Origin of the sequence: Rhodanobacter humi (assembly GCF_041107455.1) — a bacterium.
GTDB lineage: Bacteria > Pseudomonadota > Gammaproteobacteria > Xanthomonadales > Rhodanobacteraceae > Rhodanobacter_A.
Window position 1 is genome coordinate 2,061,628 of record NZ_JBGBPY010000001.1, and the last position, 14,060, is coordinate 2,075,687.

A 14,060-nucleotide genomic window follows, 5' to 3' on the forward strand; every position below is an offset into this window, starting at 1 on the left:
CGCCGGGGCGTCGAGGAGCCCAGCCCATCGACTTTGGTCGAGGTACGACCATCGGCGAATAGTCATGCGTGCGGGGGCATGAGCATGCTCGCCCCACGATCACCTTGGGGAAGCCCCGCATGAGCCCGACACTCCTCCGTCGTTGCCGCGCGCCGCTGGCGCTGGGCATCGCCTGCGCACTGGCGCTGCCGTGGGCGGCACAGGCGCAGACCACTCCGTCAACCGCGACCACCGGCAACGTCAGCGCCCGCGAGCAGCAGCTGGAGCAGCGCGTGGACCAGCTGGAGCAGCAGCTGGCGCAGCTGAAGGCGATGATCCAGGCGCAGAAGCAGCCGCAGAAGCAGCCGCCGGCACAACCCGCCCCCGCCGCACCGGCGCAGAACGTCGCCGCCGCACCGTCCGCTGAAGCCAAGCCGGTGTTCACCACCGCGCCGGGCGTGTCGGTGGCCTTGCACGGTTTCGTCAGCGCCAGCGCCTTCAGCCAGAACAAGAGCTTCACCTTCGGCAACGGCACGAACGCGGAATTCCCGGTGCCGGGCTCGCGAGGCTCGCTCTCCGGCATGGACGTGCGCAACTCGCGCTTCTGGCTTGACTTCAGCGGCGCGAAGTTCGCCGGCGACTGGGTCGGCGGCGGCCGCATCGAGATGGACTTCTACGGCGGTTTCAACGGCACCGGGCCGTACAGCCAGCAGCAGCCCACGCCGCGCCTGCGCCAAGCCTACATGGACCTCACCAACCCGGTCACCGGCACCACGGTGCGCGTGGGCCAGCAGTGGGAGTTGATGTTCCCGATCGACAACATCCCGGATTCGCTCTCGCACATCGCCTTCCCGCTGGGCTTCGGCACCGGCATGGTGGGCTGGCGCTTCCCTGGCGTGGTGGTGATGCAGGACCTCAACCACGGCAGCGACGGCGCCAAGTGGCGGCTCGACCTGGGCGCGTTCGAAGGCCAGTGGAACGGCCCCGGCGACAACGTGAACTACCTCACCGCGGGCAACGCGGGCTTCCGCCCGCAGCTGGAGGCGCGCCTGCGCGTGGCCGACAAGACCTGGGTGGCCTACGCCGCCGCCCACTACAGCGAAGTGAACCTCAAGGGCGTGGGCAACACCGTGGCCGCGCCGATCAAGGACAAGGTCAAGAGCGTGGGCTACGAGGTGGCTGGCGCCTGGATGCCGGGACCGTGGGTGTTCAAGGGCCTGGCCTACACCGGCAAGGGGCTGGGCGAGATCTTCGGCGCGCTGTCGCAGTTCGGCGACATCTCCGAGAGCGGCGGCTACGTGCAGGCCGGCTACAAGTTCACCCCGAACTGGAGCGCGTATGCGTTCTACGGCATCGCCAAGCCGGACCGCGCCGACGTGCTGCGCTGGATCGGCGCCGCCGGCCGCCTGAAGAACCAGCAGTCGGCACTGAGCGTGCAGTACGCCACCGGCGCCTACGCACTGAGCGTGGAGTGGTTGCACGACAAGCTCGACTCGGCCAACGGCGCGACGGCGACCCGCACCACCACGGGCAACCAGGTCAGCCTCAACGGGATGTACAAGTTCTAGGCGTGATCGGTGGCGGTGCGAGTCGCCGCCAGTTCGACGCAGCTGCGTGAGCAGGTGCTGGCAGGGCCGGCGGCGCGTGTCGCCGGCATCGGCAAGACAGCAGCAAACGACCGATGCAGCCGATGCGGGGAAGGGGTTCCCTGCCCGGAGGCTGCGGTGTCCTTGTCCTCCCGCATGGCGGGAGGGCGCCGCGCGATCCGCCAGTCGGCGGGCCGCATTGCACGAAGGCCTCCCCCACGGGATGCCGCCATCACCCTCGGGAGGGGAACGCACATGGCCAGCAACGCCATCGACGCCGTCGGCAAGCACGCCGCCGGACTGGATACCAGCCACAAGCGGGTGATCCTGGCATCCAGCCTGGGCACCGTGTTCGAGTGGTACGACTTCTATCTGTACGGCTCGCTGGCCGTGATCATCGGCCACCAGTTCTTCTCGGGATTGAACGAGGCCAGCCAGCTGGTGTTCGCGCTGCTCGCGTTCGCCGCCGGCTTCGCGGTGCGTCCGTTCGGCGCGATCGTGTTCGGCAGGGTGGGCGACCTGGTGGGGCGCAAGTACACCTTCCTCATCACCATCGTCATCATGGGCTTGTCCACGTTCTTCGTGGGCCTGCTGCCAAGCTACGGTTCGATCGGCGTGGCCGCGCCGGTGATCCTGATCGCGCTGCGCATGCTGCAGGGCCTGGCGCTGGGCGGCGAGTACGGCGGCGCGGCCACCTACGTGGCCGAACATGCACCGCCGGGCAAGCGTGGCCTGTACACCAGCTTCATCCAGATCACCGCCACCTTCGGCCTGTTCCTGTCGCTGCTGGTGATCCTGGGCTGCAAGTGGATGCTTGGCGGCAAGTTCGACGACTGGGGCTGGCGCGTGCCGTTCCTGCTGTCCTCGCTGCTGCTGGCGGTGTCGGTGTACATCCGCATGCAGCTGGCCGAGTCGCCGGTGTTCAAGCAGATGAAGGCCGAGGGCAAGACCTCGAAGGCGCCGCTCACCGAGTCGTTCGCGCGCTGGGGCAACCTCAAGCTGGTGATCCTGGCCCTGCTCGGCGCCACCGCCGGCCAGGCCGTGGTGTGGTACTGCGGCCAGTTCTACGCGATGTACTTCCTCGGCAGCACGCTGAAGATCGACGCCACCACCACCCAGCTGCTGATCGCCGGCGCGCTCCTGATCGGCACCCCGTTCTTCGTGGTGTTCGGCTGGCTGTCGGACAAGATCGGGCGCAAGCCGGTGGTGCTGGCCGGTTGCCTGCTCGCCGCGCTGACCTACTTCCCGATCTTCAAGGCGATCACCCACTACGGCAATCCGGGCATCGAGGCGGCCCGCAACAGTGCGCCGGTCATCGTGCAGGCCGATCCGGCCCGCTGCCATCTGCAGATCAACCTCACCGGCACCTCGACCTTCACCAGCTCCTGCGACATCGCCAAGAGCACGCTGGCCAAGCGTGGCGTGCCGTATGACAACCAGGCGGCGCCGGCGGGTTTGGTGGCGAAAGTGATGGTGGGCAACGCGAGCATCGATGCGTTCGAGGGCGGCGCGCTGGCCAAGGCCGACTTCACCGCGCAGGACAAGGCGTTTGCGGCGCGCCTCGGCGCGGCGCTGGACCAGGCCGGCTACCCGGCCAAGGCCGACCCGGCGCGCAGCAATTACCCGATGCTGGTGTTCCTGCTGTTCTTGCTGGTGCTCTACGTGACCATGGTCTACGGCCCGATCGCGGCGTGGCTGGTGGAAATGTTCCCGACCAGGATCCGCTACACCTCGATGAGCCTGCCGTACCACATCGGCAACGGCTGGTTCGGCGGCTTCCTGCCCTCGGTGTCGTTCGGCATCGTGGCGCTCACCGGCAACATCTACGCAGGCCTGTGGTATCCGGTGGTGATTGCGTTGATGACGTTCGTGGTCGGCCTGCTGTTCGTGCGCGAGACGAAGGACGTGGACATCACCGCCTGACAAGAACCGTAGGAGCGACTTCAGCCGCGATTCGTCACCCGGTTATCGCGGCTGAAGCCGCTCCTACGAACGTGTCGCGCCGGTTGAGATGCCCGCGCGCCACACTGCGCCGATGAACGACTCTGTCTTTCCACCGCAGGCGATCAAGGGCCGCGGCGCCGCCTCCAACCCGGAGGGGCGCTTCGAGTCCATCCGTCACCACGCCGAGGACGACGGCTGGCAAAGCCTGCTGCTGGACGAGACCGCGCCGCGCCCGCGCACCGAGGTCACCGAGGAGCGCGCGCGCAGCGTCATCACCCGCAACGACTCGCCCGACATCGCCTTCGACCAGGCGATGAACCCGTATCGCGGGTGCGAGCATGGATGTGTTTATTGCTTTGCCCGGCCCAGCCACAGCTACCTCAACCTCTCGCCGGGGTTGGACTTCGAAACGAAGATCCGCGCCAAGACCAACCTCGCCGAAGTACTGCGCGCCGAACTGGCGAAACCCGGCTACAAGGTCAGCCCGATCAACATCGGCAGCAACACCGATCCTTACCAGCCCGTCGAGAAAAAATGGCGGCTCACCCGCGCCGCGCTGGAGGTGCTGGCCGAGTGCCATCATCCCTGCACCATCGTCACCAAGAACGCGCTGGTCGAACGCGACCTCGACCTGCTTGCCGCGATGGCGCGCGAACACCTGGTGCAGGTCTTCGTCTCGGTGAACTCGCTGGACAACCACCTCGCCGCGAAACTCGAACCACGCGCCAGCGCGCCGCATCGTCGCTTGAAGGCCATCGCCGCGCTGGCCGAAGCCGGCGTGCCGGTGGGTGTGCTGGTGGCGCCGATCATCCCCGCGCTCAACGACAAGGACATGGAGGCCGTGCTCGAGCGCGCACACGCCGCCGGCGCCCGTTGCGCCGGCTACACGGTGCTGCGCCTGCCGTGGGAGCTGAAGCAACTGTTCCGCGAATGGCTGGCCCTGCACGCGCCGCAGCGCGCCGAGCACGTGATGAGCCTGGTGCAGCAGATGAACGGCGGCCGCGACTACGACAGCGACTTCCGCACCCGCATGCGCGGCCAGGGCGTGTTCGCCGAACTGCTGCGCAAGCGCTTTGAAGTGGCTTGCCGCAAGCACGGCTTCGGCCGGGCTCGCGAACTTCGGCTCGACGGCACGCGCTTCGCGCCGCCGCGCAAGCCGTCGCCGCAAGGAGAATTGTTCTGATGCTTGCTGGTCAGGCGATCTCGACACCGCGGTAGTAGCGCTTGTGTGCCAGCGCCAGCATGGCTTCGTCCTCGTGCGTGTCGCCGTAGGCGTAGCACGTACCGTAGGCGGCGAGGTCGTGGCTTTCGCGCACGCGGCGGGCCTTTTCCTCCCCCACACATTGCGCACCATGGTAGCGGCCGGTGAGGCGTTCGCCGCGTGTTTCCATGCGCGAGCAGATCAACTCCAGGCCGTGTTGCCGGCACCACGGTGCGAGGTAGAAGTCGAGGCCGCCGGAGACCAGCACGACCTTGTCGCCTCGCGACTGGTGCCAGGCGAGGCGTTGCATGGCATCGGGACGCAGCAGGCCAGGCAGGACTTCGGCGGCGAAGCGTTCGCCGGCCGCGTGGACATGCGTGGCTCGTACGCCACGGAAGCCGAAGGCGGCGACGTGGTGACGAATGCGATTGCCGGAGACGAGGCCCAGCTTGTAGCCGGCCAGCATCGGCGCGAACAACGGCACGCCCAGCGCGCGACGCCGCGGCGTCACCGCGTGACGCATGAAGTCGCCGAAGGTTTCACGCGTGGTGAGGGTTCCGTCGAAGTCGAACAGGGCGAGGTTCATGCGGCGTCCGTGTCGAAGCGCCGGCGCAGGCGGCCGAGCACGGTGTGGTTGGCGTCGGCGATGCGGCGGAACTCGTCGCCGATGTCGGGGTGTTGCGCCGCGCGTTGCCAATAGAGCTCGGCCCAGGCCGCGGCCTGCCGCCAAGTGGGCAGCGCGGCGGGCGTGGGCGGCGGTGGCTCGAACGCGCGTGCCACCACCGCGCCGTTGGCGGCGGGGCGGTAGAGCATGGGCAGCATGTCGTAGCTGGGTGCGAGTGGCAGCGGCAGCGCATCGCCGAGGAAGAAGCCGAGGTTGCCGAAGTGCATGTCGGTGTTGCCGATCAGACGGCCGAACCACCAGCGCAGGCGCACCTGTTCCAGTGCCGCATCGCTGATCCAGCCGGCTTGCCGCATGCGCTGCGCGGCGCCGGCCCAGTCGTCGCGCTCGCCGTCGTGGGCGTCGCTCCAGGCGGCGAGGGTGACGAAGCCGCGCCGGCCGTGCGTGCCGATGCGGTCGAAGCGGCTGGCCTCCAGGCACAGTCGGCCTTGCGACCACAGCAGTTCGGTGCGTGCGCTGGCATGGCCGTGTTCGGCCAGCAACTCGCCGGCCAGGTGTTCGCAGACCAGCAAGTCCGCCCAGCGGCGGGCGCCGGCATGGCTACTCACCGGCTCGCTGAACTTCACGATGACGTGGCGCAGCGCGCCGTCGGCATCTTCCACGCAGGCGGTGAACTTGGGCTGCTCGCCGGCAGCCGAGGAACCGGCCAGTTCGCCGGCCAGTGCGGCTTGCGCCAGTTCCGCATAGCGTTGCTCGCGTGTCGCGCCGGGGATCGCCACCGGGTCGGCGCGCAGCGCATGTTCCAGCGCCGTGTCGCCCAGCACGAAATCGCCGGGGCCGTCGTCGCCGTGCAACAGCAGGGCGGCGAGCACGGCATCCGCGTTCCAGCGCAGGATGTCGGCGGGCAGACCCAGTTCGCGCGCCCAGCGCTGGCCGAACTGGCGGCCGAGGAAGCCTTGCGGGCGCTGGTCGTCGAGGAACCAGGGCAGGCCGGGGAACAGGCCGTCGGCGAATTCGCCTTGCAGCCAGTCGGGTGGTGTCGTTGCGGCGACGAGGGAGCCGTCGCCGTGCAAGGCGGTCAGTTGGCCGAATGCTTGCGGTCGGCCCTGTTCGTCGATGCGGTACAGCGGCCAGTGCGTGCCCAATCCGCGCACGTCACGCACCGCGGCGTAGCGGCTGCGTCGCGCCTGGCCGATGCGCACCACCCGCGAACCGGCCGCTGCCAGCGTGCGCGAGATACTGGGTTGGCTGGCGCCCAGCGCCTCGCCCAGTTCACGCGCGCTGGCCACCCGGCGCAGGCGCAGGGTGGCCAGCAGGCGCTCGGTCAGGGCGGCTGGGTTGCTCATATATGAATAGATACTTGAATAGATACTTCAAGTCAAATGGCCTGACAGTCAATGACTTGCATGCGAAGCATCATTCAGAATGAATAGATTCTCTGAGTCATGACCGGCCCCCGCACAGGGAGGGCCGGTCATGTTGCCGCTACTTCGACGCCGGCAGGTACTTCGCGAACCAGTCCAGCGAGCGCTGCTGCATGTCGCGCACGTGCTTGGGGTCGACGAAGTGGTGGCCTTCGTTGGGGTAGACCACCAGTTGGACGGGCACGCCTAGCGTCTTCAGCGCATGCCAGAACTCGAAGGACTGCGGTGCGGGGCATTCCTCGTCGCGGTCGCCCACGATGATGAGGGTGGGCGTCTTCGCCTGCTTGATGAAGCTGATCGCCGAGCTCTTCGCGTACACCGCGGGGTCGTCGTACAGGCTGGCGCCGAAGTAGGGGATCATCCACTGGTCGATCTGGTTCTCGCCGTAGTAGCTCTGCCAGTCGGAGATGCCGGCGCCGGCGACCACGGCGCGGAAGCGCTGGGTCTGGGTGGGCGCGAACATGCTCATGAAGCCGCCGTAGCTCCAGCCGGTGAGGCCGAGGCGGTGGTCGTCCACCGGCACCAGCTTCTCCACCGCGTCGACGCCGGCGAGGATGTCGCGCAGGTCGCCGTAGCCGAAATCCTTGCGGTTGGCCTGCACGAAGGCTTCGCCCTGGCCGTAGCTGCCGCGCGGGTTGGGCATGAACTGGAAGTAGCCGGAGGCCGCGTACATCGCGCCCATGCCGGGCCAGCTCGACATCACGCCCCATGCCGGGCCGCCATGCACCTGCACGATCATCGGGTAGGTCTTGTGCGGGTCGTAGTTCGCCGGATACAGCAGCCAGCCCTGCACGTCGCGTCCTTCGTTCTTCCACTCCACTGACACCGCCTTGCCCCAGGCGGGCTTGAGCGCGGCGTTGAGCGTGGTGACGGCGGGCGGCGGCGTGCTGCCGAGCTTGCCGGCGTGCACTTCCGGCGCCTGCTCGTAGGAAGTCTGCACGTAGGCCACGCGCTGGTGGTCGGCCGACAGCGACACCGAGAGCACCGCGCCGCCGGCGCCGATCATCGCGGGCAGGGTGAAGTACGGCGCCTGCGCCGTGGCGCGGTCGCCGCGCAGGTCATAGGTGGCGAGCTGCGCCTTGCCCTTGGCGTTCTGGCTGACCAGCAAAGCGTCGTTGCCGGTCCAGGTGAACCACTGCGGCGTCACGGTGATGCCGGGGGTGAGGTCGCTCAACGCGCCGCCGGTCGAGGGGACGCTGTAGAGGTCGCCGCCGGTGGCGCCCTGGTCGCTCATCAGGCCGCCGATGAAGGCGATCCGCGATCCATCCGGCGACCAGCGCGGCAACGCCATCTGCAGGCCGTGCAGCGAGCCGGTGACGGTGGCGGGATCGACGATCGCGCGCGGCGCGGCGCTGGCGCTTGTTTCCTGCACGTAGAGCTTCGCCACCCACCAGTTGTTGTCGCCCGGCGGCGGCGCGGCGGTGTAGGCGATGCGCGTGCCGTCCGGCGAGAAATCGAATTCGTAGGCGTACAGCGTGGCGGGCGTCAGCGTGTGCAGCGCGCCGCTGCTCGCGTCGAGGCGGGCCACGCGCTGCACTTCCTCATGCGCGTCTTCGCCGATCACGCCCACCTGCGGCTTGCCCGCGGCGGTGGCGCTGGCGTGGCGGGTGGCGCCGGGCACGTAGAGGAAGCCCAGCGCCTTGCCGTCCTGGGTCCACGCCAGCGCGCGGGCATAGCCGGCGAGTTTCGCCAGTTCGTGCGGCGCGGCGGTGCCGGCCACGTCGGCGAGGTAGACGTCGTTGTGCATCGCCTCGGTGTTGGTGAGGTCCTTGCCGCAGTTCGCGATGAAGGCGAGCCGGCGCGAATCCGGCGACCAGGCGATGTCGCGCTTGTCGCAGCCGGCCAGCGCCTTGCCCACGTCCAGCGCGTGCGCGCCGTGGCCGTCGGCATCGGCCAGCTCGATCGCGGGTTGCTTGCCTTCGCGCACCCAGGCCAGCCGCGTGCCGTCGGGCGAAACCGCCACGGCGCCGAGGCGCTGGACCCGGTCGAGCCGGGTCTGCAGCTGCTCGATGTGCGAGGCGGCTTGGGCGGCGGGCGTGTCCGGTGCCGCCTGCACGGCCCAGGGTGCGGCGAGCAGGGCGAGTGAAACCAGCAGGGGCGAGGATTTCGGCATGGCACGGACCCGGGGCAGAGGAACGTCCACGCTACAACCGCGGGTGGCGACGCACCATGTGCGGGTAGTCACCCCGGCGAGGCGACGGACAGCTCAGTGACTGGCGACCTGCGTGGCCTCGCGCGCGGCGGCGAGCCGGGCGCGGATCTCCGGGATCGCCGCCAATGCGGCCTTCTCGCCGGCGAGGATGGCCAGGTTCTTCTGCTCGAAGTCGGTGGGGCCGATGCCGCTCAGGTCGGGGCGGATCACCACGTCGGCGCGGGCGATTTCCTGCTTGGCCAGCTGCCGGCCCATGATGGTGATGGACTGGCCCATGATGTTGAACATGCCCTGCGGATTCGTGCCGTCGGGCTTGGCCGAGATATCCACCGCGATCACGAAATCGGCGCCGAGCTGGCGCGCGGCATCCACCGGGATCGGGCTGACCACGCCGCCGTCCACGTAGTGCTTGCCGTTGATCGCCACCGGCTCGAACACGCCGGGGATGCTGCTGGAGGCGCGCACGGCCTGGCCGGTGTTGCCGCTGATGAACACCGCGCGCTGGCCGGTTTCCAGTTGCGTGGCGACGGCGGCGAACGGCATCTTCAGCTTCTGGATTGGCTGGTTGTGCACCAGCTGGTTGACGTAGTTCTCCAGTGCGCGACCGCGCACCAGCCCGTCGCCGAACAGCTGCACGTCGCGGATCTTCGCCTCGTCCAGGCCGAACGCGACCTGCTGCATCTGGAACGCGTCCATGCCGCTGGCGTACAGCGCGCCCACCACGCTGCCCGCGCTGGTGCCGGCCACCACGTCGGGATGGATGCCGCTGGCCTCCAGCATCTTGATCACGCCGATGTGCGCGAAACCCTTGGCCGCGCCGCCACCCAGCGCGAGGCCGATCTTCAGCTTCGGTGGCGGTGGTGGCGGGGCGAGCGGTGGCGGCACGGGCTTGGCCGCGTGGGTGCAGGCACCGAGCGCGAGCGTGGCGAGCAGCGGCAGGAGCAGGCGGCGGAGGTGCATGGGAGAAGTTCAGGAATGAAGGTTGCGGATGGGGCTGCTTGCCCCTGGATGCTTGCGATGATGCAACCAACTTTTCGACGACGTCATGCTCGCGAAAGCGGGCATCCATGTCGATCTTCGGTGAGTCGGAAGATGGATTCCCGCTTTCGCGGGAATGACGTCCTGGAGAGAACGATGTTCACCGCAAACTGGCGATGAGGAAAACGCATCAGCTCTGCGCGCCGTCGGCCTCGCGGTGATAGTGCGTGGCCAGTTCGACTTCCTGCTTCGAGCCCAGGAACACCGGCACGCGTTGGTGCAGGCCGGTGGGCTGCACTTCCATGATGCGCTCGCGGCCGGTGGTGGCCGCGCCGCCGGCCTGTTCGACGATGAAGGCCATCGGGTTGGCCTCGTACATGATGCGCAACTTGCCGCCCTGCTTCGCGATCTTGGCGTCCAGCGGGTAATAGAACACGCCGCCGCGGGTCACGATGCGATGCACGTCGGCCACCATCGAGGCCACCCAGCGCATGTTGAAGTCGCGCCCGCGCGGACCTTCCTTGCCGGCCAGCAGCTCGCCGATGTAGCGCTGCATCGGCGCTTCCCAATGGCGTTGGTTGGACATGTTGATCGCGAACTCGCCGGTGGCTTCCGGAATGCGGATGTCGCGGCGGCTCAAGATGAAGCTGCCGATCTCGCGGTCCAGGGTGAACTCGTGGCTGCCGTGGCCGAAGGTGAGCACCAGCAGGGTGGACGGGCCGTAGACCACGTAGCCGGCGGCGAGCTGGGTGGTGCCCGGCTGCAGGAAGTGCTCGGCCTTCGGCTCGGTGATGCCGTCAGGGCAGCGCAGCACCGAGAAGATCGTGCCCACCGAGATGTTCACGTCGATGTTCGAGCTGCCGTCCAGCGGGTCGAACAGCAGCAGGTGCTGGCCCTTCGGATAGCCGTCCGGGATCTGCTGCGGGTCTTCCATCTCCTCCGAGGCGCAGGCGGCGAGGTGGCCGCCCCAGGCGTTCGCCTCCAGCAGGATCTCGTTGGAGATCACGTCCAGCTTCTTCTGCGCCTCGCCCTGGATATTCATGCTGATGGAATCAGCCGTGCCGGCCATGCCCAGCACACCGCCGAGCGCGCCCTTGCCGGTGGCCACGCCGATGCGCTTGCAGGCGCGCGCCACCACTTCGATCAGCAGGGAGAGTTCGGCATTGATATGGCCGGCGCGGCGTTCCTCGATCAGGAACTGGATCAGCGAGACGGGCTTCATGGCGGGTCCGTGGCAAGGTGGCAGACAGAGTGGAACGCGCATTGTCCCGGCTTCCGCTGAACCGCGCCATGCCTGAGCCGTCTGCTGACACAAGGGTGTCAGCAGCACCCGCGCATCCTGTACCTCCAACAAGGAGGGAACGGCATGCGCGACACGGTTTATTTCCTCGTTTTCGACGGCTACGCCGACTGGCAGGCCGCGCTGGCGCTGTGCGAGATCCGTCGCCCCGGCGACTGGCGGGTGCAGGCGGTGGGTTTCTCGACGGCGCCGGTGACCTCGATGGGCGGCCTGGTGGTGCAGCCCGAGCTGAGCCTGGCCCAGCTCGATCTCAACCGCGCGGCGCTGCTGATCCTGCCCGGCGGCCACCTGTGGACGCGCGGCGAAGGCCTGGCCGCGGTGGCCGCCGCGCGCCGCGTGCACGTGGCCGGCGCGCCGGTGGCCGGCATCGATGGCGGCGTGCTGGCGCTGGCCCGCGCCGGTCTGCTCGACCATTGCCGGCACACCGGCAACCACGCCGGCCACATCGACATGCACGTGCCCGGCTACCGCGGCGGCGAACAGTACGACGCCGGCGTGCTCGCGGTCAGCGACGGCGGCACGCTCACCGCCAGCGAGCTCGGCAGCGTGGAGTTTGCGCGCGAGGTGATCCGCACGCTGGACCTCTACAACGCCAGCGACCGCGAGCACTGGTTCCGCCTGTACAAGCACGCCCTGCCGCCGCCGTGGCTGGCGGGCGCCGTGGCAGCGGCGGCATGAATGCGCTCGTCCGTGAGCGCGGCTTCGATCAAGTTTTCATTGTGGGAAAGCAGCCCGATTCTGGGAGTCCAACCGCGGCCATCCATGGCCGCACTTTCAAACAGAGCCCGCACCATGACAAAGAAATCCGCAATCGACAGGGTGTTGATGGCCTACCGGCCGCTGTACCTGCAAGGCCTGCTGCTGGACGGCCAGTACCGCCTGCCGACGAAGCCTGCACGGGAAGGCGAGCAGGATCGCCCTGCGGATCGTCGCCGCCTCACCCTGGTGGCGTTGACCGGCCTGCATCACCTCGTGTCATCCATCCGGGGTCGCAAATGAAGAAGACCTATCACGGCAGCTGCCACTGCGGCGCGGTGCGCTACGAGGCCGATCTCGATCTCGCCGCCGGCACCGGGCGCTGCAACTGCTCGATCTGCACCAAGACGCGCAGCTGGGGCATCACCATCAAGCCGCAGGACTTCCGTCTGCTGGCGGGCGAGGACGCGTTGTCCGACTACCAGTTCGGCACGCGGAGCGCGCACCACCTGTTCTGCAAACACTGCGGCGTGCGCCCGTTCGGACGCGGTTATGTCGAGCAGATCGGTGGCGACTACGTGTCGGTCAACCTCGCCTGTCTCGACGACGTCGAACCGCGGGAGCTGATCGATGCACCCGTGCGCTGGTGCGACGGCCGCGCGAACAACCGGATGAACCCGCCCGCCGAGACGCGGCACCTGTGAACCCGGAGACCTTGCCATGACTGCCGACCTCACCTTCTTCCACGCCCCGAACAGCCGCTCCGGCGGCACTCGCGCCCTGCTCGAAGAACTGGGCGCGGACTACGAGTTGCACGTGCTGAACCTCAAGGCCGGCACCCAGCGCCAGCCCGAATACCTCGCGGTCAATCCGATGGGCAAGGTGCCGGCGATCCTGCATCGCGGTGCGCTGGTCACCGAACAGCCGGCGGTGTTCCTCTACCTTGCCGACCTGTTCCCGGAAAAGGGCCTGGCGCCGGCCATCGGCGATCCGCTGCGCGGCCCCTATCTGCGCTGGATGGTGTACTACGGTTCCTGCTTCGAGCCGGCGCTGGTCGACAAGTCGATGCAGCGCGAGGCGCCGGCACCCTCGACCTGTCCCTACGGCGACTTCGACACCATGCTGAAGACGCTCACCGACCAGCTGGCACAGGGTCCGTATCTGCTCGGCGAACGCTTCACCGCCGCCGACGTGTTGTGGGGCGGCGCGCTCAACTGGACCACCATGTTCAAGCTGGTGCCGGAGACGCCGGTGATCCGCGCCTACATCGACCGCGTGATCTCGCGTCCGGCGATGCAGCGCGCAGCCGCGGCCGACGCGGCATTGGCTGCCGCACAGCAGGCTTGAGCGATGGACGGCCGGCGCCAGCGGCTTGCGGCGGCGCGTCGGTCGCATCGCGGTGACTTGTGGCGCAGGCGCTGCGACACGGTTCGCGGCATCATGCACGCATGCGTCGCGCCGACCGCCTGTTCCTCATCATCCACGCCTTGCGCGGTCGCCGCACCGCGCTGCCCGCGCGCAACCTCGCCGAGACGCTGGGCGTGTCTCTGCGCACGGTCTACCGCGACGTGGCCGACCTGCAGCTCTCCGGCGTGCCGATCGAGGGCGAGGCGGGCGTGGGCTACGTGCTGCGCAAGGGTTCGGACATCCCGCCGCTGATGTTCAACGCTGACGAACTCGAATCGCTGGTGGTGGGCACGCGCTTCGTGCGCGCGTTCGCGGGCGACCGGCTGGCCGAAGGCGCCAAGACCGCACTGCTGAAGATCGAGGCGGTGTTGCCGCCCGAACTGCGCGAGCGCGCGGCGCGCACGCGCATCTACGCGCCGGTGTGGCGTGATCGGGGCAAGGCCGATTTCGCCGCGCGGATCGACCTGTTGCACGCGGCGATCGAGGCGCGCCACGTGCTGCGGATGGAATACAGCGACGAGGCCGGCAACGCCAGCACGCGCGAGGTCGAACCCTTGTGCCTGGCGTTCTGGGGCGGCAAGTGGACGCTGGGCGCGTGGTGCCGGCTGCGCGACGGGTTCCGCAACTTCCGCCCGGACCGCATCGCGCTCTGCACCGTGTCCGGCGAGTGCTTCGCCGACCGGCCGGGCCGCAACCTTGATGCCTACCTGCAGTCGGTGGGCGGCGACTACGCCGGCATGGAATAGCCTGCCGCCGCAGGAAATTTCGCGC

At 68.6% G+C, this 14,060-nt stretch carries 13 protein-coding genes; 8 read left to right on the plus strand and 5 right to left on the minus strand.

Annotated elements, in window-relative coordinates; all coding sequences use genetic code 11:
• The first annotated feature begins 119 nt into the window (after window positions 1–119).
• The 3 genes from AB7878_RS09070 to AB7878_RS09080 all read left to right on the plus strand — a co-directional run bounded on the left by AB7878_RS09070 (window position 120) and on the right by AB7878_RS09080 (window position 4,692).
• Complete coding sequence (locus AB7878_RS09070; RefSeq protein WP_369494049.1) at window positions 120–1,547, plus strand: porin; 1,428 nt, start codon at window positions 120–122, stop codon at window positions 1,545–1,547.
• A gap of 273 nt (window positions 1,548–1,820) precedes the next feature.
• Window positions 1,821–3,488, plus strand: a complete 1,668-nt coding sequence (locus tag AB7878_RS09075; RefSeq protein ID WP_369494050.1) for an MFS transporter — start codon at window positions 1,821–1,823, stop codon at window positions 3,486–3,488.
• A 112-nt stretch (window positions 3,489–3,600) separates the two neighbouring features.
• Window positions 3,601–4,692 (plus strand): PA0069 family radical SAM protein, encoded by a 1,092-nt coding sequence (locus AB7878_RS09080; protein WP_369494051.1) that lies wholly within the window; start codon window positions 3,601–3,603, stop codon window positions 4,690–4,692.
• Between the two features lie 10 nt (window positions 4,693–4,702).
• Here the strand turns inward: AB7878_RS09080 and AB7878_RS09085 are convergent, their stop codons facing one another.
• The 5 genes from AB7878_RS09085 to AB7878_RS09105 form a co-directional block, all read right to left on the minus strand.
• Window positions 4,703–5,296 (minus strand): HAD family hydrolase, encoded by a 594-nt coding sequence (locus AB7878_RS09085; protein ID WP_369494052.1) that lies wholly within the window; start codon window positions 5,294–5,296, stop codon window positions 4,703–4,705.
• On the minus strand, window positions 5,293–6,678 hold the full coding sequence (gene yjjJ, locus AB7878_RS09090) for a type II toxin-antitoxin system HipA family toxin YjjJ (RefSeq protein ID WP_369494053.1): 1,386 nt from the start codon (window positions 6,676–6,678) through the stop codon (window positions 5,293–5,295). Before yjjJ ends, AB7878_RS09085 begins: the two co-directional genes overlap by 4 nt.
• 139 nt (window positions 6,679–6,817) lie before the next feature.
• A complete protein-coding gene (locus tag AB7878_RS09095; protein WP_369494054.1) occupies window positions 6,818–8,869 on the minus strand; it encodes a S9 family peptidase in 2,052 nt (683 codons plus the stop codon).
• Window positions 8,870–8,962: 93 nt separating this feature from the next.
• The gene (locus tag AB7878_RS09100; RefSeq protein WP_369494055.1) at window positions 8,963–9,868 is read right to left on the minus strand and encodes a patatin-like phospholipase family protein; all 906 of its coding nucleotides are present in this window, start codon (window positions 9,866–9,868) and stop codon (window positions 8,963–8,965) included.
• Window positions 9,869–10,076: 208 nt separating this feature from the next.
• Window positions 10,077–11,108 carry a class 1 fructose-bisphosphatase gene (locus AB7878_RS09105; RefSeq protein ID WP_369494056.1) on the minus strand — a complete coding sequence of 344 codons (1,032 nt, stop codon included), beginning with the start codon at window positions 11,106–11,108 and terminating at the stop codon, window positions 10,077–10,079.
• 144 nt (window positions 11,109–11,252) lie between these two features.
• Between AB7878_RS09105 and AB7878_RS09110 the strand changes: the two genes are divergently transcribed.
• From AB7878_RS09110 to AB7878_RS09130, 5 genes are all read left to right on the plus strand, one after another.
• Window positions 11,253–11,864: a DJ-1/PfpI family protein gene (locus AB7878_RS09110; RefSeq protein ID WP_369494057.1), complete on the plus strand. Its 612-nt coding sequence runs from the start codon at window positions 11,253–11,255 to the stop codon at window positions 11,862–11,864.
• 114 nt (window positions 11,865–11,978) lie between these two features.
• Window positions 11,979–12,185: a hypothetical protein gene (locus AB7878_RS09115; RefSeq protein WP_369494058.1), complete on the plus strand. Its 207-nt coding sequence runs from the start codon at window positions 11,979–11,981 to the stop codon at window positions 12,183–12,185.
• Window positions 12,182–12,586: a GFA family protein gene (locus AB7878_RS09120; RefSeq protein ID WP_369494059.1), complete on the plus strand. Its 405-nt coding sequence runs from the start codon at window positions 12,182–12,184 to the stop codon at window positions 12,584–12,586. Before AB7878_RS09115 ends, AB7878_RS09120 begins: the two co-directional genes overlap by 4 nt.
• A gap of 16 nt (window positions 12,587–12,602) precedes the next feature.
• Complete coding sequence (locus tag AB7878_RS09125; protein ID WP_369494060.1) at window positions 12,603–13,229, plus strand: glutathione S-transferase family protein; 627 nt, start codon at window positions 12,603–12,605, stop codon at window positions 13,227–13,229.
• Window positions 13,230–13,330: 101 nt separating this feature from the next.
• Window positions 13,331–14,035 carry a helix-turn-helix transcriptional regulator gene (locus AB7878_RS09130; protein WP_369494061.1) on the plus strand — a complete coding sequence of 235 codons (705 nt, stop codon included), beginning with the start codon at window positions 13,331–13,333 and terminating at the stop codon, window positions 14,033–14,035.
• Window positions 14,036–14,060 lie beyond the last annotated feature (25 nt).